Origin of the sequence: Embleya sp. NPDC127516, assembly GCF_044765325.1 — a bacterium.
Taxonomy (GTDB): domain Bacteria; phylum Actinomycetota; class Actinomycetes; order Streptomycetales; family Streptomycetaceae; genus Embleya.
The window spans coordinates 243,807-262,856 of record NZ_JBIWJT010000011.1; the positions used below are offsets into that span (position 1 = coordinate 243,807).

At 71.8% G+C, this 19,050-nt stretch carries 16 protein-coding genes, 1 tRNA gene and 1 riboswitch; of the genes, 13 read left to right on the forward strand and 4 right to left on the reverse strand.

The window, feature by feature from the left end; genetic code table 11:
* Nucleotides 1–55 precede the first annotated feature (55 nt).
* From galK to galT, 3 genes are read right to left on the reverse strand one after another with little or no spacing between them, the layout of a single operon-like run.
* Nucleotides 56–1,165 (reverse strand): galactokinase, encoded by a 1,110-nt coding sequence (gene galK / locus ACIRL2_RS22940; RefSeq protein ID WP_402234242.1) that lies wholly within the window; start codon nt 1,163–1,165, stop codon nt 56–58.
* Nucleotides 1,162–2,127 (reverse strand): UDP-glucose 4-epimerase GalE, encoded by a 966-nt coding sequence (gene galE, locus ACIRL2_RS22945; protein WP_402234318.1) that lies wholly within the window; start codon nt 2,125–2,127, stop codon nt 1,162–1,164. Before galE ends, galK begins: the two co-directional genes overlap by 4 nt.
* A gap of 5 nt (nt 2,128–2,132) precedes the next feature.
* Nucleotides 2,133–3,239 carry a galactose-1-phosphate uridylyltransferase gene (gene galT / locus ACIRL2_RS22950; protein ID WP_402234244.1) on the reverse strand — a complete coding sequence of 369 codons (1,107 nt, stop codon included), beginning with the start codon at nt 3,237–3,239 and terminating at the stop codon, nt 2,133–2,135.
* A 135-nt stretch (nt 3,240–3,374) separates the two neighbouring features.
* Here galT and ACIRL2_RS22955 point away from each other — a divergent pair, with 135 nt between their 5' ends.
* The 5 genes from ACIRL2_RS22955 to ACIRL2_RS22975 all read left to right on the forward strand — a co-directional run bounded on the left by ACIRL2_RS22955 (nt 3,375) and on the right by ACIRL2_RS22975 (nt 8,255).
* Nucleotides 3,375–4,178, forward strand: a complete 804-nt coding sequence (locus tag ACIRL2_RS22955; RefSeq protein WP_395863069.1) for a DeoR/GlpR family DNA-binding transcription regulator — start codon at nt 3,375–3,377, stop codon at nt 4,176–4,178.
* A 214-nt stretch (nt 4,179–4,392) separates the two neighbouring features.
* A riboswitch (cobalamin riboswitch) is annotated at nt 4,393–4,631 on the forward strand.
* 121 nt (nt 4,632–4,752) lie between these two features.
* On the forward strand, nt 4,753–5,769 hold the full coding sequence (locus tag ACIRL2_RS22960) for an ABC transporter substrate-binding protein (protein ID WP_395863068.1): 1,017 nt from the start codon (nt 4,753–4,755) through the stop codon (nt 5,767–5,769).
* Complete coding sequence (locus ACIRL2_RS22965) at nt 5,766–6,920, forward strand: FecCD family ABC transporter permease (RefSeq protein WP_402234246.1); 1,155 nt, start codon at nt 5,766–5,768, stop codon at nt 6,918–6,920. The genes ACIRL2_RS22960 and ACIRL2_RS22965 overlap by 4 nt, the downstream gene beginning before the upstream one ends.
* Nucleotides 6,917–7,690 carry an ABC transporter ATP-binding protein gene (locus tag ACIRL2_RS22970; protein ID WP_402234248.1) on the forward strand — a complete coding sequence of 258 codons (774 nt, stop codon included), beginning with the start codon at nt 6,917–6,919 and terminating at the stop codon, nt 7,688–7,690. Before ACIRL2_RS22965 ends, ACIRL2_RS22970 begins: the two co-directional genes overlap by 4 nt.
* Nucleotides 7,691–7,895: 205 nt before the next feature.
* Entirely contained in the window at nt 7,896–8,255 is a 360-nt protein-coding gene (locus ACIRL2_RS22975; RefSeq protein ID WP_395863062.1) for a hypothetical protein, read from the forward strand.
* A gap of 286 nt (nt 8,256–8,541) precedes the next feature.
* Here the strand turns inward: ACIRL2_RS22975 and ACIRL2_RS22980 are convergent.
* Nucleotides 8,542–8,614: transfer RNA gene (locus tag ACIRL2_RS22980), tRNA-Arg, on the reverse strand.
* A gap of 161 nt (nt 8,615–8,775) precedes the next feature.
* Between ACIRL2_RS22980 and ACIRL2_RS22985 the strand changes: the two genes are divergently transcribed.
* The 8 genes from ACIRL2_RS22985 (at nt 8,776) to ACIRL2_RS23020 (ending at nt 18,815) form a co-directional block, all read left to right on the forward strand.
* Nucleotides 8,776–9,828 carry a Gfo/Idh/MocA family oxidoreductase gene (locus tag ACIRL2_RS22985; RefSeq protein ID WP_402234250.1) on the forward strand — a complete coding sequence of 351 codons (1,053 nt, stop codon included), beginning with the start codon at nt 8,776–8,778 and terminating at the stop codon, nt 9,826–9,828.
* A gap of 56 nt (nt 9,829–9,884) precedes the next feature.
* Entirely contained in the window at nt 9,885–11,264 is a 1,380-nt protein-coding gene (locus ACIRL2_RS22990) for an ATP-binding protein (RefSeq protein ID WP_402234251.1), read from the forward strand.
* A 148-nt stretch (nt 11,265–11,412) separates the two neighbouring features.
* Nucleotides 11,413–13,008 carry a GTPase gene (locus ACIRL2_RS22995; protein ID WP_402234253.1) on the forward strand — a complete coding sequence of 532 codons (1,596 nt, stop codon included), beginning with the start codon at nt 11,413–11,415 and terminating at the stop codon, nt 13,006–13,008.
* A gap of 228 nt (nt 13,009–13,236) precedes the next feature.
* A complete protein-coding gene (locus ACIRL2_RS23000) occupies nt 13,237–13,707 on the forward strand; it encodes a single-stranded DNA-binding protein (RefSeq protein WP_395863013.1) in 471 nt (156 codons plus the stop codon).
* Between the two features lie 584 nt (nt 13,708–14,291).
* On the forward strand, nt 14,292–15,668 hold the full coding sequence (locus ACIRL2_RS23005; RefSeq protein ID WP_395863011.1) for a Cys-Gln thioester bond-forming surface protein: 1,377 nt from the start codon (nt 14,292–14,294) through the stop codon (nt 15,666–15,668).
* 265 nt (nt 15,669–15,933) lie between these two features.
* Nucleotides 15,934–17,598 (forward strand): energy-dependent translational throttle protein EttA, encoded by a 1,665-nt coding sequence (ettA, locus tag ACIRL2_RS23010; protein ID WP_395863009.1) that lies wholly within the window; start codon nt 15,934–15,936, stop codon nt 17,596–17,598.
* A gap of 132 nt (nt 17,599–17,730) precedes the next feature.
* Complete coding sequence (locus ACIRL2_RS23015; protein WP_395863007.1) at nt 17,731–18,171, forward strand: acyl-CoA thioesterase; 441 nt, start codon at nt 17,731–17,733, stop codon at nt 18,169–18,171.
* A complete protein-coding gene (locus ACIRL2_RS23020) occupies nt 18,168–18,815 on the forward strand; it encodes a hypothetical protein (RefSeq protein ID WP_395863005.1) in 648 nt (215 codons plus the stop codon). The genes ACIRL2_RS23015 and ACIRL2_RS23020 overlap by 4 nt, the downstream gene beginning before the upstream one ends.
* Nucleotides 18,816–19,050 lie beyond the last annotated feature (235 nt).

Sequence of the window (19,050 nt, forward strand, 5' to 3'; positions counted from 1 at the left end):
ACGGGAGCGGCAGCCGGGTCGACGCCCTCGTGCTCCCGGGCGGGCCCGGGAGCGGTCAGGATTCCCGGTGCGCACCCGCCGACGGCACCGCCTGGAAGAAGCGCGGAGCGGTGAATCCCCGGGTCGCGAAGGACTTTTCCACCGCGTCCGCGACCGCCGCGCACCGATCCGCGTCGACCAGTGCGATCGCCGAGCCGCCGAAGCCCCCGCCCACCAACCGCGCCCCGAGCGCGCCCGCGGCCAGCGCCGTGTCCACGGCGGTGTCGAGTTCGGGGCAGGAGATCGTGTAGTCGTCCCGCATCGACACGTGCGACGCGGTCAACTCGGGCCCGATCGCCCGCACGTCGCCGGCCCGCAGTGCCTCGACCACCCGCAGCACCCGCGCGTTCTCGGTGAGGATATGCCGCACCCGACGGCGCAGCGGCCCGTCCGGCAGCGCCGCCAGGGCCGCGTCCGGGTCGGCCACCTCGCGCAGCGACGGCACCCCGAGCAGTCCTGCCGCCTCCTCGCAGGAGGCCCGCCGTTCCGCGTACCCGCCGTCCACGAGCGCGTGTCGGGCCCGGGTGTCGATCACCAGCAGACGCAGCCCCACCCCCTCGCAGTCGAACGGGACATGAGTGCCCGTCAGATCGCGGCAGTCGAGGAAGAACGCGTGGCCCGCGACGCAGCCGAGCGAGGCCATCTGGTCCAGCATCCCGACCGGGACGCCCACGAAGTCGGTCTCCACGCGTTGCGCGATGCGGGCCAGCCCGACGCGATCCAGGCCCAGTTCGTACAGGTCGTCGAGCGCCAGCACGACCGCGCAGGACAGCGCCGCCGACGAGGACAGCCCCGCGCCCACCGGCACGTCGCTGTCGATCCGGATGTCGGCGCCGCCGACCTCGTGTCCCGCCTCGCGCAGTGCCCACAACACGCCCGCCGGGTACGCGGCCCAGCCGGCCGGTGCGCCGGGCGCCAGGTCCTCGATCGCGATGTCGAGCGATTCGCTGCCCGCATGGCCGGACGCGAGCCGCAGTCGGCCGTCCGTACGTCGCCCGACCGCCGCGCGCGCGGTGTGCGGGATCGCGATCGGAAGCACGAACCCGTTGTTGTAGTCGGTGTGTTCGCCGATCACGTTGACCCGGCCCGGCGCCGCCCAGACGCCCTCGACACGGAACTCGCTCATCGCACGGCCTCGCCGTCCCGCAGGAACGACCACGCGTCCGCGACGATGTCCTCGAGCGAGGTCCGGGTGGGACGCCAGCCGAGCACGTCGCGCGCCCGGTCGGCGGCGGCGACCAGGACCGGCGGATCACCCGCCCGGCGCGGCGCCTCGTGCGCGGGCACCGCGCATCCGGTCACGGTGCGGACCGCGTCCACCACGTCGCGGACCGAGAAGCCGGTGCCGGTGCCGAGGTTGCAGATCAGGTGCCCGGTCGCGGCGCCACCCGCCTCGGTGGCGTCCAGCGCGAGCAGGTGCGCGTCGGCCAGATCGGCGACGTGGATGTAGTCGCGTACGCACGTGCCGTCGGGCGTCGGGTAGTCGGTGCCGTACAGCGCGACCGAGCCGCGCGTGCCGTTGGGCACCTGGAGCGCGAGCGGGATCAGGTGGGTCTCGGTCGCGTGCCGCTCGCCGTACCGGCCGTGGGCGCCCGCGACGTTGAAGTAGCGCAGGCTCACCGCGCGCAGGCCGTACGCGGCGCAGTACGAGGTGATCAGGCGATCGACCGTCAGTTTCGAGGCGCCGTACGGGTTCGTCGGCGCGCACGGCGCGTCCTCGGTGATCGGCGAGACCTCGGGGGCGCCGTACACGGCCGCGGTGGAGGAGAACACGAAGCGGGTGACGCCGTGCGTGCGCAGCGCGTCCAGCAGCGCGAGCGAGCCGCCGACGTTGTTGTGCCAGTACTCGGCCGGGTCGGTGACCGACTCGCCCACCAGGGAGGACGCGGCGAAGTGCAGCACGGCGTCGAACGAGGCGTCCAGATGTTCGGCGGCGTCCTGGACCCGGCCCTCGACGAGTCGCGCCTTGTCCGGGACCGCGTCCCGATGCCCCGTGGACAGGTCGTCGAGCACCACCACCTCGTGGCCGGCCGCGACCAGGTGGGCGGCGACGACGCTGCCCACGTAGCCCGCGCCGCCGGTGACCATGAGCTTCATTCGCCGACCTCCCGCAGTCGTGCCGCCGCGGTCTCCGGCGGCACGTCGCTGATGAACACACCCATCCCCGATTCGCTCCCGGCAAGGTACTTCAACTTGCCCGGTGCCCGGCGAATCGAGAAAAGCTCCAGGTGGAGCGCGAAGTCCTGGCGCCCCGAGCGGACCGGCGCCTGCTGCCACGCGGAGATGTACGGCGCGGGCTCGCCGTCGAACAGCCGGTCGAAGCGGCCCAGCAGGTCCAGGTACATCGCGCCGAACTCGGCGCGCGCGGCCTCCTCCAGCGCGAGCAGGTCCGGCACCCGGCGGTTCGGGTACAGGTGCACCTCGTACGGCCAGCGCGCGGCGGCGGGCACGAACGCCGTCCAGTGCCCGCCCTCGGCCACGATCCGCGACCCGTCCGCGCGCTCGTCGGCCAGCACGTCGTCGAACAGGTTGCGGCCGGTGCGGTGCCGGTGCGCGGTCGTGGTGGCGATCATCGCGGCCGTGCGCGGGGTGACGAACGGGTAGGCGTAGATCTGCCCGTGCGAGTGCGGCAGCGTCACGCCGATCTCCCGGCCGCGGTTCTCGAAGCAGTACACCTGCTCGACGCCGGGCAGCGCGGACAACTCGGCGGTGCGGTCGGTCCACGCGTCCAGGACCAGGCGCGCGCGCTCGGGGGTGAGGTCCTTGAAGGACGCGTCGTGCTCGGGGGTGAAGCACACCACCTCGCACCGTCCGCCGGACGGTCGGCGCGGGAACGGGGCGTGGTCCCAGCCGGGTTCCGGGCCCGCCGGCGGACCGCCGTCGGCCGCGGAGGAGCCGGACATGGACGGGAAGCGGTTCTCGAAGACGACGACCTCGTAGTCGGACTCGGCGACCTCGGTGGCCCGCTCGGGCGTGGACGGGCACAGCGGGCACGCGTCGGCGGCGGGCAGGTGGGTCCGGGTCTGCCGGTGCGAGGCGACCATGACCCATTCGTCGAGCAGTCGGTCGTAGCGCATCTCCGAGCCACTGACCACGGGCGCGAGATCGCGGTGGTCGACGGCGGTGCGCACCGCGTCGTCCCGGGTGTCGTAGTAGACGATCTCGCGACCGTCGGCCATGACGGCCTGCGTCTTCTTCATGCGCTCATTTTGCGAAGCTTTCCAAAACTTGTCAATGAGAAAGGAAAGATGCCGGCAGGCTTGCCATTTGGCGGGATCGACCGGGGGTCACCTGCGGTTTGACAAGTTTCGAAAGGTGTCCGCAAGATGCTGCCCATGCCTGACGACGACACCGACGGACTGCCCGCCGAGGGCCGCCGCGCCCGGATGGCAGCGACGATCGCGGACCGGGGTTTCGCCAAGGTCACCGACCTGGCCGAGGCGTTCGGCATCTCGCGGGTGACGGTCCGGGCCGACCTGGAGGTGTTGGAGCGGCAGGGCCGGCTGCGCCGGGTCCGCGGCGGCGCGATGTTCACCGGCCGCGACCCCCGGGTGGAGCCGTCCTTCGAGGAGGCGTTGACCTCGGCGTCGCCGGCGAAGACGCTGATCGGGCGGGCGGCCGCGGCACTGGTGTCGCCGTCCGAGAGCGTGGTGCTGGACGTGGGCACGACCACCACGTTCGTGGCCCGCGCGCTGGTGGACCGCGAGGAACTGCGCGACCTCGTGGTGTTCACCAACGGGCTGACCATCGCCCTGGAGCTGGAACGGGCGATCCCGCGGTTCTCGGTCGTGGTCACCGGCGGCACGCTGCGGCCGTTGCAGCACTCGCTGATCAATCCGCTCGGCGACCACATTCTGGAGCGGATCCACGCCGACACGGTCTTCATCGGTTGCAACGGCGTGCATCCCACCGGGGGCATCACCAATGTGAACCTGCCCGAGGCCGAGGCCAAACGCGCGATGTTGCGAGCCGCGGGTCGCCGGGTCGTGGTCGCGGACGGCTCGAAGCTGGGCCGGGTCGAACTCGCCGAGGTGTGCCCGCTGGCGGACATCGACCTGCTGATCACGAGCGGCGCGGCCGATGCGGAGGCGCTCGACGCGCTGCGCGACGTGGGGCTGGAGATCCTGGTCGCGGAGTAGGCGGCCGCTGCGCGCAGCGGGTGCGGGGTGGGCATGTACCGGAGCGCGCGGAGTAGGCGGGCACGGCGCGAAGCGGGTAAGGGTGGGCACGTACCCGAGCGCGGGACCCTGCCCGGACCCGAGCCGGTCCTCCCGCCGTGGCCCCTCACTCGGCCGCCGCGACCCTCGGCGCGCCCGTCCCGGCCCCCTCGCTCGACGGTCGAGGCGCCCTGGTTAGGCTGCCCTTGCGAACGGTTCACCCGGCTTCGACCGATTCCGGGTGTCGCAAGAGGGAATCCGGTGCGAATCCGGAACTGCCCCGCAGCGGTAAGTGGGAACGAAAGTCGTCATCACGCACTGGGCCCCGGTCGAACGGGTCCCGGGAAGCGACGACCGGTAGGCATCCCGGCCACACCCGTGGCTCCCGGGACCCGCCCACGAGTCCGAAGACCTGCCGTCGCCCGCGTACGCCTCACGCACGCGGACTTCCGGGACCTCGCGGGCGGGTCCGTCGGACGACGGCGCCGTGCGGTGTCCGCCGCCGTACTCCCTCCCGAGTTCCCCCGACGAGGACTCGCAAGGGAGAGCTTCGACGATGCGTACGCAGATACCCGGGCGGATGCCGGCGGCACACCGATATTCGTGGGCCGCGGCGGTGGCCGCCCTCGCGCTGTTCGCGACCGCGTGCGGCGGCGCCGTGCGGGACGACAAGGCCGCCGCTCCCGCACCCGCCGCCTACAAGCCGTACGCGGACACCGACAACTGCGGTGTGACCACGAGCTACGACCGGCCGCCGCAGCGCGCCGCGACGCTGACCTCCAACGCGACCGAGCTGATGCTCGAACTGGGCCTGGCCGACCGGATGGTGGGCACCGCCTACCTCAAGGGCCGGACCATCGGCGACAAGTACAAGGAGCCGTACGCGCGGATCCCGGTGCTCGCCGACGCGCAACCCTCGCTGGAGAAACTCCTCGAAGCCACCCCCGACTTCGTCTACTCGGGCTACCCGGACGGCTTCTCCGAGTCGTCCGGCCACACCCGGGCGCGGCTCGGCGAGTTGAACATCAAGACCCACCTCAACCCCGAGGGCTGCGCCAAGGCGCCGGTCACCTTCGATCAGCTCTACGGCGAACTCCGCTCCATCGGCGGCATCTTCGGCGTGCCCGAGCGCGCCGAGCGCTCCGCCGCCGCGTTCCGGCAGCGGCTCGACGCGGTCACCGCGCGGCTCGCCGGCGCCGCGCCGGTCAAGGTGTTCGTGTACAACTCGGGCGCCGACGCCGCGCAGACCACCGGCGGCAACTCGATGCTCAACGAGATCATCACCCGTGCCGGTGGCACCAACGTGTTCGCCGACCTGAACGAGCGCTGGACCAAGGTCTCCTGGGAGCAGGTGGCCGAACGCAAGCCGGACGTGGTGCTGATCTACGACTACGTGACGCCGCCGGTCGACGCCAAGATCGCCACCCTCAAGGCCACTCCGGTACTCGCCGACGTACCGGCGCTGCGCGCGAACGCCTTCCCGGTGATCTCGCTGTCCGTAGCGCAGCCCGGGCCGCGCTCGGTGGACGCGGTCGAGGAACTCGCCAGGCAACTGCACCCCGACCGGCCGTGACGGTCGATCGGGACCCGGTGGCGGTACGGGTCGCGGTCCTGCGCGGCGAGGGCCCGCCGACACCACCGGTCGGCCGTGCGGCGGTCGTCCCGGGCGGCCGGGTCCGCCTTCCGCTGGTGGTCGGCGGCCTCCTCGTCGCGCTGTTCGCGGCGGCCGCGGCGGGGCTGCTGGTGGGGTCGGTGTCGGTGCCCTGGTCGGAGACGTGGCGCATCCTCGCGCATCGCGTCGGCGGAGACGCGTGGGTGCGGCCGTCGTGGAGCCGCGCACACGACCTGATCATCGCCGACACCCGGTTGCCCAGGGTGCTGCTCGCCGCCGTCGTCGGCGCGACGCTGGCCGTGGTGGGCATGGTGATCCAGGCGATCGTGCGCAACCCGCTGGCCGGTCCGGACGTGCTCGGCGTCTCCTCCGGCGCGGCCACCGGAGCGGTCCTGGTGATGCGCTGGGGCGTCGCGTCGATCGGCGGCCTTTCGCTGGGCGCGCTCACCCTGAACGCGGCCGCGTTCACCGGCGGACTGATCACCCTGCTCGTGGTCTTCTCGGTGGCCCGCTCCGGCGGCCGGGTCACCGCCGTGCGACTGGTCCTGGCCGGCGTCGCGGTCAGCGCCGTGTTGTCCTCGCTGACCAGCCTGCTCGTGCTGACCTCACCGGATCCGCAACTCGCCGCCCAGGTGCTGTTCTGGACGCTGGGCGGCTTCGGCTCGGCCCGCTGGACCCTGCTGCTCGTCCCCGCCCTCGCGCTCGCGATCGGCCTGGTGGTGCTGCTGCTCCAGGCGCGCAACCTCAACCTGCTCCTGGCCGGCGAGGAGAGCGCGGCCGCGCTCGGCCTGGACGTCCAGCGCTTTCGGCAGGGCATGTTCCTGCTCGCGGCGGTGCTCACCGGGGTCGTCGTCGCGGTCAGCGGCGTGATCGGCTTCGTCGGCCTGATGTTGCCGCACGTGGTGCGATTGCTGGTCGGCGCGGATCATCGGCGCGCGCTGCCGGTGGCCGCGCTGCTCGGCGCGGTGTTCGCGATCTGCGCCGACCTGGTGGCGCGTACGGTGCTCGCGCCGCAGGAGTTGCCGGTGGGCATCGTGACCTCGCTGGTCGGCGGCCCGTTCTTCGTCTGGCTGCTGCGCCGGGACGCGCGCCGGGAAGCGGGCGCACGATGACCGGGCCCGCGGCACGCCTGGTCCTGGACGACGTCACCTTCGCGATCAACGGCCGGCCCCTGGTCGACGCGGTGTCGCTGACCGTCGAGCCCGGCGAGGTGGTCGGTCTGCTCGGCCCCAACGGCAGCGGCAAGTCGACCCTGCTGCGCAGCGTGTACCGGGTGAACCGGCCGACCTCGGGCCGGGTACTCCTGGACGGCGAGGACGTGTGGACGCACTCGGCGCGCTGGGCCGCACGCCGGATCGGCACCGTACTCCAGGACATGCCCACCGACTTTCCGCTGACCGTGCGGGACGTGGTCGCGATGGGCCGCTCCGCGCACAAGGGCCTGCTCGACCCGGACGACGCGACCGACCGGGCGATCGTGGCGGCGGCGGTGGAGCTGCTGGAACTCGCCGACCTGACCGAGCGCGCGTTCGCGCTGCTGTCCGGCGGTGAGCGGCAGCGGGCGCTGGTGGCACGGGCGTTGGTACAGCAGCCGGGCCTGCTGGTATTGGACGAGCCGACCAACCACCTCGACATCCACCACCAGCTCGCACTGCTGCGGTTGGTCCGTCGGCTGGGCGTGAGCGTGCTGGTCGCCCTGCACGACCTCAACCTGGCGGCGATGTTCTGCGACCGGATCTGCCTGTTGGCCAACGGCCGGGAGGTGGCGACCGGCACGCCGGCGCAGGTGCTGACGGCACCGACGATCGAGCGGGTGTACCGGATCGAGACGGACATCCGGACGCACCCCCGGACCGGGACGCCGCTGGTGGTGGTGTTGTAGGGGAAGCCGGGCCGAGACGGGCGGTCGGGGCGGCTGTGCCCGGTGCGTTCGCCGTGTTCGCCGTGTTCGCCGTGTTCGAGAGGTCCGGTGTGTCCGATGCGTTCGATATGTCCGATGCGCGGCGGGTGCCGTCCGGGCGGGTGAAGGGCGGAAGTGAGTAGTTGTACGGATGTTCGCGTCGGACCCGCCGCCTAGCGTGATCCGCATGACCTACACGCCTCCCACCCCGGGCAGCAATGGCGAAGGCTTCGCCCGCGCGGCGGCGTTCGTCGTCGGCCTGTTCCTTTTCGTCGTGGTCGCGATGGTCGATCTGTTCGTCCTGATCGGCTTCGGCGGCGCCACCGAATCCTGCGCCAACCAGACGTGCCGCGACTGGTACGGCACCCGACTTCCCTGGGTCTTCGGCCTGTTCGCGCTCAGCTTCGTGACGGCCCTGATCGCCCTGGTCCGCCGTCCCCGCCGCCGCGGCGGCCGTCGCGTGACGATCACCCTGCCGTTGTCCCTCGCCGCCATCGCGCTCCAGGCCACCGCCTTCGCCCTGAGCCAGAACGGTCCGGCCGCCTGAACGCACGGGCGGCCCGTCGGGCCGGATCGCGCACGCGCCGGGGCCGGTGTGTTTTCGGCCGGCGGTCCACGCCGCACAAAGAGCGTGAAGAGGTCATATCGGCGCGCGGGTTCCGGTCGTCGCACGCGTTCTGTCACCGCTCGCGCAAGCACGGTGACGGTCGGACACCATCGGCCCGCCGACGGCCGGCGCCGAAGCCGCTCGGCGCCGCACGACGTTCCCCACCAAGGCGCTGACCTGCGCGGACGCCGCCCGGGGGTGCGGGCGGCGGACGGCGGCGTGACTGTGCCCCCGGCAGGACTCGAACCTGCGACCAAGTGCTTAGAAGGCACCTGCTCTGTCCACTGAGCTACGAGGGCGTGGGCGAATCAGGATCTTGCACTGGATCCGGTCGCGGCACAACAGAATAGGGCCGTGTGCATGCCTCACCGACGTTCCGGCGGTCACCGTTACCTGATCAGACGCAGTTGGCGGCCAGAATGTGATCAGAGAAGGGCCGAATCGGGCAGAGGGAGGCGCAGTGGGTCCCACAAGGACTGTACTTGTCGGCTACGGCGTAGGGGGCTCGGCCTTCCACGCACCGGTCATCGAGGCCACGGAGGGGCTGGAACTGGCCGCCGTGGTGACCGGGAATCCGGAGCGCCGGGCGACGGCGCACGAGCGGCATCCGCAGGCCGAGCTGATCGGGACGACCGACGAGATGTTCGCTCGCGCGGGTGACTTCGACCTCGTGGTGATCACTGTGCCGAACCGCTTCCACGTACCGCTGGCGGAGCGCGCGCTGGAGGCCGGGCTGCACGTGGTGGTGGACAAGCCGTTCGCGGGGACCGCCGCCGAGGGGCGGGCGCTGGCCGCGACGGCGGCGCGCTGCGAGCGGGTGCTGGGGGTGTACCAGAACCGTCGGTTCGACGGCGACTTCCGGACCGTGCGGCGGTTGGTCGAGGAGGGGCGGCTCGGTGAGGTGTACCGCTTCGAGTCGCGGTTCGAGCGGTGGCGACCGCAGGTGCGGACCTCGGGGTGGAAGGAGCAGGCCGATCCGGCGGCGCTGGGCGGGATCCTGTACGACCTCGGGACCCACCTGATCGACCAGGCGGTGACGCTGTTCGGGCGACCCACCCACGTGTACGCCGAGTTGTCCGCCCGGCGGGCCGGGGCGCTCGTGGACGACGACTCGTTCGTGGCGCTCACCCACGCGAGCGGGGTGCGGTCGCACCTGTGGATGAGCGCGGCGGCGGCCGACCTCGGACCGCGCTTTCGGGTGCTCGGTTCGAAGGCGTCGTATGTGAAGTTCGGGATGGACCCGCAGGAGGAACTGCTGCGCGCCGGGGCGGAGGTCGGTACGCCCGGGTGGGGGACTGAGCCACCGTCGGCGTGGGGAAGGCTCGGTACGCCCGGGGACACCGTGCCGGTGGAGACCGAGCCGGGTGCCTACCAGGACTACTACGCCGCGTTCGCGCGCGCGGTGCGGGGCGAGGGCGCGCCGCCGGTGGCGATCGAGGAGGCGGTGTCCGTCCTGGAGACGATCGAGGCGGCGCAGCGGTCCTCCGCCGACGGAGTGACCGTCGCGTTGTAACCGCGACGGCACGTTGGGAATGCGGACAATTCGGGCACTGGTCGCCCGTGGTGATCATGGGAAGCGACACCCTGTCCGCAGCCCTCGCCGACCTGCGGGACAAGGTCGTGGCGACGTGCTTCCCGCTCGACCTGCCCGGCGCCGTGCAGGCGCGGTCGGCCCGTCGCGAGTTGATCGACCAACTCGGCGACTACGTGCTGCCCCGGCTCGCGGTGCCGCGCGCGCCGCTGCTCGCGGTGGTCGGCGGGTCCACCGGCGCGGGTCGGTCCACCCTGGTGAACGCCTTGGTCGGGCGCGAGATCACGGTGGCCGGCTCGCTCCGGCCGACCACCCGGGTGCCGGTCCTGGTGTGTCGGTCGGGGGACCGGCACTGGTTCGCCGCGGAGCCCGGGATCGACCTGAAGCTGGACGAGCGGGTACCGCCCGGGATGGCCCTGCTGGACGCGCCCGACATCGACTCGGTCTCCGCCGACAACCGGCGGATCGCGGTTCGCCTGCTCGGCGCCGCCGACCTGTGGATCTTCGTCACCACCGCGTCGCGCTACGCCGACGCCGCGCCGTGGCACCTGCTCCGGCTCGCGCGCGATCGCAACACCCGTCTGGCGATCGTGTTGAACCGGGTGCCGGCGGAGGTACTCGACCGGGTCCGGCCCGACTACGTCCGATTGTTGCGGCACGCCGGATTGGGCGATGTGCCGCTGTACCCGATCGTGGAGACCGAGCCGGGGGCCGGGTTGCCCGAGCGCAATGTGGTGCCGATCCGCACGTGGCTCGCCGAGCGCGGCGCGGATCCGGACGCGCGGGCCGCGGTGGTCCGGCGCACCCTGGGCGGGCTGTTGCACAGCCTGGATCGGCGGGTGCCGCCGCTCGCGCAGGCGGTGGGGCGACAGTACGAGGCGGCCGGGCGGGCGCGCGAGTGCGTGGATCGGGCGTACGCGGCGACCTCGCGATGGGCGCTGCGGGCGCTCGACGACGGGTCGTTGTTGCGCGGCTCGGCGGCGGGACGCTGGTACGAGGGGGACGAGGCGGGGGCCGCGCGGGCGGTACTGGAGAGCCTGGACGCGCTGGTGGCGGACGCCTTCGCGCGGGGCGCCGAGCGGTCGGCGGGGTGTCTGCCGCGCGGCGGGATCCGTCGGCCCGGGCCCGGGCCGCTCGCGTGGCCGGACCGGGCCGAGCCCCTCGCGCTGATCGCCGCGGTCGGTGGCGCCGAACTCGGGCCCGGCATCGGCCGCGACGCGGCGGGGCGGCTCGGCGTCCGGATCGGATCCGAGCCGGCCGCGCGGCTGATCACCGATCTCCATCGTGCGCTGCGCGCCGTCGTCGCGGAGGCGCTGGACGGTGAGCGCGCGCGGCGGGTGGCGGCAGTGGCGCTCCTGCCCGCCCGGGCCGACGCGGGGTTGATCGAGGCGCTCGACGTGGTGCGGAGGAGCGCGTGAGGGGCGGCGGGGCGCGGCCCGAGCGCGAGCAGGGGCCGCGTACCGGTCTCGCGCGGAAGCCGGGTCGTACGCGGTGCGGCGGGCCGGCTCGGGTGCGCCGCCGCGAGAGGCGGGTCGGGGTGCGACCCGGTTCCGAGCGGAGGCCGGGGTGACCGCCGGTGGGCAGGATGTCGATCGGTTCGCCGTGCGTCGGGCCCGGCACGCGAGTGGGACCGAGGAGGCGGGGCGGCTGATGGCTCGGCTGGCCGCGCTCGATCGCACCGCGGCGCTGGCCCGGGATCGGCTGCCCGGCACCGATCTCGCCTTGATCGAGGACCTGCTCGGGCATGCCGAGACCAGGTTGGGCACGGCCACGTGGCACACCGTGGTCGCGCTCGCCGGCGCCACCGGCGCCGGCAAGTCGTCGTTGTTCAACGTGCTCACCGGGTTGCGGCTGGCGGACACCGGCGCTGAACGGCCGACCACCCGGACCACGCTGGCGTGCGCGTGGGATCCCGAGGGCGCGGCGCCGTTGCTGGACCTGCTCGGCATCGAACCGGCGCACCGGGTGGCCCGGCACGGTTCGTTGGACGCGCGCCGAGGCGGCGGGATGCCGGCCGGCCTGGTGCTGCTCGACCTGCCCGATCACGACTCGATCGACCTCGCGCACCGGGCCGAGGTGGACGCGGTCGTGGCGGTCGCGGATCACATCGTGTGGGTGCTCGATCCGCAGAAGTACGCCGACGCGATCGTGCACGAGCGCTACCTGCGGCCGTTGCGGCATCACGGGCCCGGCATGACGGTGGTGCTCAACCACGCGGACCGGCTGCCGGCCGGGGACCTCGCTGCCTGCCTGACCGACGTGCGGGCGCTGTTGGCGGCCGACGGGCTCGCCGAGGTGCGGGTGCTGGCGACGTCGCCGGAGACCGGGATCGGGATCGCCGAACTGCGCCGGGTGGTGGTGGCCGCGGCCGGACCCGGCGAGGCGTCGGTGACCCGGCTGGCCGCGGATCTGGACGCGTTGACCGAACGCCTCGAGCCGTATTTCGCGGGTGTGGCGCCGGACGTGGACGGGTTCACCGCCGAGGACCGCGACGCGCTCGTGGACGGGTTGTGCGACGCGGCCGGGGTGGCGGTTCTCGCGGCGGCCGCCGGGGAGGGGCAGCGGGTGCCGCGCGGGCCGCTGTCGGGTCGTCGGGTGCGGCGGCCGGCGACGCGGCCCGCGCCGGTACAGATGCATCGGGCCGAGCGGGTGATCCGGCGGGCGGGGGCGAGGTGGACGCGGGGGTTGCCCGCGCAGTGGGTGGGTGGCGTGCACCGAGTGTCGGCCGAGGGGTTGCGGAGGTTGCCGGACGAGTTGCCCGCGGTGCTGACGGGGGCCGGGCCGGAGGCCGCTCCGCCGGCGCTCGGCGTGCGGGTCGCGGTGGGCGCGCAGTGGGTCGGGGTGCTCGCGGTGGCGGCCGGGGTGGTCGGTGCGGGCTCGGCCCGGGCCGGGGGGCCGGCGGCGCGTGGGTTCGGGATGCCGGCCTCGTGGTGGGTGGTGGTGGCGGGGCTCGTGCTGGTGGTGGCGGGAGTGTGGTGCGCGCGCCGGGTGGCGCGGACGGCGGCGGACCGGCGGACGGCGGAGGTGGCGGCGGCGTTGCGGTCGCGGGTCGGGGAGGTGGCGGATCGGTTGTTGGTCGGGCCGGTGGAGGGGGAGTTGGCGCGGTATCGGGAGGCGCACGGGTATTTCGTGACGGCTCGGGAGCCGATGCGGCGGGGGTGAGGGGAGGGGCGGGGCGGGGCGGGAGGCGTGGCGGGGGCGGTGTCACCCACGTGGGCGACGGGCGGCCGGGGCGTCCCTCACGTGGGTGACGTGGTGTCGTGCACAGGGGCCGAGTTGTCCACAGCCCCTCCCGGCCCGCCGCCGGTCGACCGCCCGGTGCCGGATCGTCGAGGGCGGACGGCGATGTCGCGGGGCACGCCGTGACCCGCGGCGACACAGGAGGCAAGCGTGGACACGTACGTGACGGTGATCGGCAATGCCGCCAGCGATGTCCGGGTCCAGATGACCCAGGCGGGCGTGCCCCTGGCCCGCTTCCGGATGGCGGTGTCGCCCCGGCGCTTCGATCGGGAGACGGGGACGTGGGTGTCGGGGGACGCGTCGTTCTACACCATCGTGTGCTTTCGGGGCCTGGCGGAGAACGTGACGAGTTCGATCGACAAGGGCGACCCACTGGTGGTCACGGGTCGGCTGCGGGTGCGCGAGTGGGAGCGCGAGGGGCGATGGTGGACGGTCACCGAGATCGACGCGTCCTCGGTGGGACACGACCTCGCCCGCGGGGTCGCGGAGTTTCGGCGGGTGGGTCGGCCCGCGCGTCTGTCGGTGGTGGCGGACGGCGTCGCGGCGGGTTCGGCGGCGGAGCAGGGCACCCTCGCGATCGGGTCCGATCCCGGATCCGTCGGCGCGGAGGAGGCCGCGTGAATTGCCGCGGCGTGTGATCGCGTGTTCGGGAAAGCCATTCATTGTTGATGGCGGAGATAATTCAAGGCGGTTTCGGGAACGAATCTGGAACAGAATTGTGACGACTCGGAGCGGGTGCGATCCGCGTCAAATCAGACCAACCGTCGCATGTCCCTCAACCGATGGGGTGGGAGGGTGGAAAAAGCCGGATCATGGGGGCGAATAGCGCCCGAGACGAGGCGTTGATCACGAAAAAGACCGATTCGGTCGGTTGTGAACACTGACAAATCAATAGCGGATGAGATGGCCCTGATCAGCGTCTAAGCGGCTTGACGCACCCCATAGGCGGCTATATCCGTCGAAGACTTGTCGACTTCCCGATATGCGAATTGACATCCTCGACGTGGATCTTCTCCCGAGGTAAAGAACGTGAAACAAATGAGTACCCCGGGTCGCGAGAGGTGGCCCGACTCCTCATACCATTCAACGGTTCTTTACTCGCGCCCCGCTCGGGGGAACCATGCGCCGCGCGAGTCGGCATACATTTTCGAGGGGACCACCACATGTTCCGTACACCGGGACGGACGGCCACCCGCTTGTCGGCCATGATCATTGCCGGCGGCTTGGCGGCGGCCGGCGTGATCGGTTTCGCGGGTGCGGCCAGTGCGGAAGGCGCCAAGGGCGTCTACAAGGGCGGCGATGTCGGTGCGGACATCTTCCTGCAGGGCAAGGACAAGTCGCAGCGCGCCTCGATCCTGAAGCTCGAGGTCGACGGCAAGATCCTGCGCACCTACTGCATCGACTTCCACACGCTCGTTCGTGACGAGGCGAAGTACGACGAGTCGGGCTGGAAGGAGACTTCCTTCGGCACCAAGGCCGACAAGGCCAAGGTCAAGTGGGTGCTCCTGAACTCGTTCCCGACGGTGGACCTGGGGGCCGTTCGCGCGAAGGTCGGCGCTCCTGAGCTGACCGAGGGCGAGGCCGCCGCCGCCACGCAGGTCGCCATCTGGCACTTCACCGACGGCCAGAAGCTGGACGAGAGCAAGAAGAACGACGGCGACATCGTCAAGCTCTACAAGTACCTGGTCGGCGACGCCAACAAGGGCGACGTCACCGAGCCTCCCGTCTCGCTCTCGGTGACCCCGGGCGAGAAGGCCGGCAAGATCAACGACAAGCCCGGCATCGGCCCGTTCGAGGTCAAGACCAACGCCGAGGGCAAGTCGATCAACGCCAAGCTGCTCGAGGGCGACGCCGACGCCAAGGCGACCCTGGTGGACGCCGACGGCAAGCCGGTCGACAAGGTCGGCAACGGCGACAAGCTCTACGTGAACGCCTCCAAGGCCACCAAGGCGGGCAGCCAGACCTTCCAGGTCTCCGGTGAGTCGACCGTGCAGGCGGGTCGGGTCTTCCAGGGCGTCAACAAGGACGGGTCGACCAGCCAGCTCCTGATCGTCGCGGACAAGCAGAAGGTGCAGACCTCCGACAAGGCGATCGCCAAGTGGGGCAACCCCGGCAAGGGCCCGCTCCCGGAGATCAACGCCACCAAGGACTGTGTCGACGGCGGCGTGAAGGTCACCGTCAAGAACACCGGTGACGAGTCGTACAAGTTCAAGCTCGACGGCAAGGAAACCACCGTCGAGGCCGGCAAGTCGGTCGACCAGGTCGTCAAGGTCGCCGAAGACCAGGCCTACAAGATCACCATCGTGGGCCCCGACGGCAAGACCGCCAAGGAGTTCACCGGCACGCTCGACTGCAAGACCGCCGGCGCCACCGAAGGTGTCACCGGTGGTACCTCGGGCGGCAGCACCGGCGGGACGCCGGCTCCGGTGAACCCGAAGGGTCCGGACCTGGCCGCCACCGGTAGCGACAGCAGCAACACCCCCGCGATCCTGGGCGGCGCCGGTGCGCTCCTGCTCGCGGGTGGCGGACTGGTGTTCTACATGCGCCGCCGCAACAACGGCTCGGACGGCGCCGCCGCCTGATTCGGGCGCCGCTGATCGAAGCACACCGATAACCGTCGGGCCCCGACGCGCAGCCGGCGCGTCGGGGCCCGACGTCGTCCCCCGGCACCACCGTCGCGGGCCGGTCCGGCGTTCGAGGACGAGTGGCCCGCCTGCCCGGCCGAGGAGCCCCGCGGCCGACGATCGCGCGGCCCGGCGCCGAAATCCCGCGACCCGGCGCCGACGATCGCGCGCCCTGCGGGCACCCATGCACGGGCACTGCCCGGCAGACCATAGGCTTGGACGCATGGCTGAGTACATCTACACCATGCGCAAGGCGCGTAAAGCGCACGGCGACAAGGTGATCCTCGACGACGTGACGCTCAGCTTCCTGCCGGGAGCCAAGATCGGCGTCGTCGGCCCGAACGGCGCGGGTAAGTCGACCGTTCTGAAGATCATGGCCGGGCTGGAACAGCCGTCCAACGGCGACGCGTTTCTGTCCCCCGGCTACACCGTCGGCATCCTGCTGCAAGAGCCTCCGCTGGACGAGTCCAAGACCGTTCTGGAGAACGTCGAGGACGGCGTCAAGGAGATCAAGGGCAAGCTGGACCGGTTCAACGCCATCGCCGAGGAGATGGCGACCAACTACACCGACGAGCTGATGGCCGAGATGGGCGAGCTGCAGGACCAGCTCGACCACGCGAACGCCTGGGAGCTCGACTCGCAGCTCGAACAGGCCATGGACGCACTGGGCTGCCCGCCCGGCGACTGGCCGATCGTGAACCTCTCCGGTGGCGAGAAGCGCCGCGTGGCGCTGTGCAAGCTGCTCCTCGAAGCGCCCGACCTGCTCCTCCTGGACGAGCCGACCAACCACCTCGACGCGGAGAGCGTCCAGTGGCTGGAACAGCACCTGGAGAAGTACGCCGGCACCGTCGTCGCGGTCACCCACGACCGGTACTTCCTGAACAACGTCGCCCAGTGGATCTGTGAGGTCGACCGCGGTCGGCTGCACCCCTACGAGGGCAACTACTCCACCTACCTGGACACCAAGGCCACCCGCCTCAAGGTCGAAGGGCAGAAGGACGCCAAGCGGCAGAAGCGGCTCAAGGACGAGCTCGAGTGGGTCCGCTCCAACGCGAAGGGCCGCCAGGTCAAGAGCAAGGCGCGCCTGGCCCGCTACGAGGAGATGGCCGCCGAGGCGGACAAGATGCGGAAGCTGGACTTCGAGGAGATCCAGATCCCGCCGGGTCCGCGCCTGGGCAACGTCGTGGTCGAGGTGGACCACCTCAGCAAGGGCTTCGACGAGAAGCTGCTGATCGACGACCTGTCCTTCACGCTGCCGCGCAACGGCATCGTGGGCATCATCGGTCCGAACGGCGCGGGCAAGACCACGCTGTTCAAGATGCTGATCGACGCCGAGACGCCGGACGCGGGCAACATCAAGGTCGGCGAGACCGTCAAGGTCTCCTACGTCGACCAGTCGCGCGGCGGCCTGGACCCGAAGAAGAACTTGTGGGAGGTCGTCTCCGACGGCCTGGACTACATCAAGGTCGGCAACGTCGAGGTGCCGTCCCGGGCCTACGTCAGCGCGTTCGGGTTCAAGGGCCCGGACCAGCAGAAGCCCACCGGGGTGCTCTCCGGCGGAGAGCGCAACCGCCTCAACCTGGCGTTGACGCTCAAGCAGGGCGGCAACCTGCTGCTGCTCGACGAACCGACCAACGACCTCGACGTCGAGACCTTGTCCAGCCTGGAGAACGCGCTCCTGGAGTTCCCGGGCTGCGCCGTGGTCGTCTCGCACGACCGCTGGTTCCTGGACCGGGTGACCACGCACATCCTCGCCTACGAGGGTGACTCGAAGTGGTTCTGGTTCGAGGGCAACTTCGAGTCGTACGAGAAGAACAAGATCGAGCGCCTGGGCGCCGAGGCGGCCCGGCCGCACCGCGCGACGTACAAGAAGCTCAAGCGCAACTGACCCACCCGGTCGGCACGGCGTAACCGGTGGCCTGTCGTATGCCCGCATACGGCAGGCCACCGGCGTCCTCCGGCCGGCACGCTCGGGCACTCGGGACGCATCGACACGGGAACAGAGAAGAGGACTGGGCACGTGGCCAGGCACATCTACCAGGCGACGCTTCGGTGGTCCGACATGGACGCCTACCGGCACATCAACAATGTGCAGTACCTCCGCTACCTGGAGGAGGCGCGCGTGGACATGATGTTCACCCTCGGACAACGCGAGGGGGCCAAGACGCTCTCCGAGGGTGTGGTGATCGCCCGGCACGAGATCGACTACAAACGACCGCTGGTGTGGCGTGCCGAGCCGGTGCGGGTGGAGACGTGGGTGACCCACATCGGCGCCGCCCGGTTCACGCTCGCCTACGAGGTCAAGGACGACGAGCAGGTGTACGCGACGGCGCTGTCGGTGCTGGTGCCCTATTCGCTCGACGAGCAGCGCCCCCGGCGACTGAATGCGGAGGAGCGGGCCTATCTGGAGCGCTTCGTCGAGCCGCGGGACGAGCCCGAGGGGCGGCCGGTCCGCCCATGACCGTGTTGCGCTTCGCCGATCCCGCCGCCGCCGCGGACCTGGGCGGCTATCTGAGCCGACTGTTGCGCTACGACCGCCGCGCGGTGGTGCGGGTGCGGGCCGAGGGCTCGGTGCTCGGTACGTTCGGCCACCCGCCGTTCGGCGAGGCCGCGTCGGGCGTGATCACGCTGCGCGCGAGCGAGTTGGCCGGGCCCGCGACCGTGGACGCGACCGTGTCCGCGGGGCAACTCCTGGACGCGATCACCGACGACGCGAGCGTTACCCTGCCGCCGTCGGTGACCGGTCCCGGGTGGGCCGGCCTGCTCCCCCCGCGCACCGGCTGGGAGCGGGTCGCCGAGCTCGCCGTGCTCGACCTGGCCCGCGAAGTGGCCGCCGGTGTCGCGGAGTTCCGATCCCGCGCCGAGCCCGGCCTGCCGCGCGCCGAACTCGACCGAATCGCCGCCGACATCTGGACCCGACCGATGACCGGACGACTCCCGCTGCGCGCCGCGCACGCCGCCCAGTCGTTCGGCTTCCTGGGCCCACCCGACCCCGAGGCACGGGTGGAGATCCTCGCCTGCGGCACCTGGTTGCGCCTGGAGGCCCGCTTCGGCTCGGTCTCCGTCCGCCGGGAAGGCGCCCCGGGCATCCTCTTCACCCGCTGAAGCCCCGGTCCGGTCCGGGGCCCTCGACACGCCCGAGGCACCCGCCCCGGCCCGCGCGTCGACCGACATGCCCCGAGGGCCGACGCCTGTGGCCGGCCGAGACCGCTGTTCGGGCCGAACCGACGTCGCACCGACGCCTCCTGATGCCTCGTCAGGTTTCCTTGACGCTCCGTCATGTTCGGCGACGTGGTGTGTCGATCTTTGTCTCGGGAGACACATACCGGCGTTGTGTGAC

What these genes read in the sequence shown, in the direction of transcription:
- galK (WP_402234242.1), bottom strand. Translation starts at nt 1,165, where the DNA reads ATGAGCGAGTTCCGTGTCGAGGGCGTCTGGGCGGCGCCGGGCCGGGTC.
- galE (WP_402234318.1), bottom strand. Translation starts at nt 2,127, where the DNA reads ATGGTCACCGGCGGCGCGGGCTACGTGGGCAGCGTCGTCGCCGCCCAC.
- galT (WP_402234244.1), bottom strand. Translation starts at nt 3,239, where the DNA reads ATGAAGAAGACGCAGGCCGTCATGGCCGACGGTCGCGAGATCGTCTAC.
- ACIRL2_RS22955 (WP_395863069.1), top strand. Translation starts at nt 3,375, where the DNA reads ATGCCTGACGACGACACCGACGGACTGCCCGCCGAGGGCCGCCGCGCC.
- ACIRL2_RS22960 (WP_395863068.1), top strand. Translation starts at nt 4,753, where the DNA reads ATGCGTACGCAGATACCCGGGCGGATGCCGGCGGCACACCGATATTCG.
- ACIRL2_RS22970 (WP_402234248.1), top strand. Translation starts at nt 6,917, where the DNA reads ATGACCGGGCCCGCGGCACGCCTGGTCCTGGACGACGTCACCTTCGCG.
- ACIRL2_RS22975 (WP_395863062.1), top strand. Translation starts at nt 7,896, where the DNA reads ATGACCTACACGCCTCCCACCCCGGGCAGCAATGGCGAAGGCTTCGCC.
- ACIRL2_RS22990 (WP_402234251.1), top strand. Translation starts at nt 9,885, where the DNA reads ATGGGAAGCGACACCCTGTCCGCAGCCCTCGCCGACCTGCGGGACAAG.
- ACIRL2_RS23005 (WP_395863011.1), top strand. Translation starts at nt 14,292, where the DNA reads ATGATCATTGCCGGCGGCTTGGCGGCGGCCGGCGTGATCGGTTTCGCG.
- ettA (WP_395863009.1), top strand. Translation starts at nt 15,934, where the DNA reads ATGGCTGAGTACATCTACACCATGCGCAAGGCGCGTAAAGCGCACGGC.
- ACIRL2_RS23020 (WP_395863005.1), top strand. Translation starts at nt 18,168, where the DNA reads ATGACCGTGTTGCGCTTCGCCGATCCCGCCGCCGCCGCGGACCTGGGC.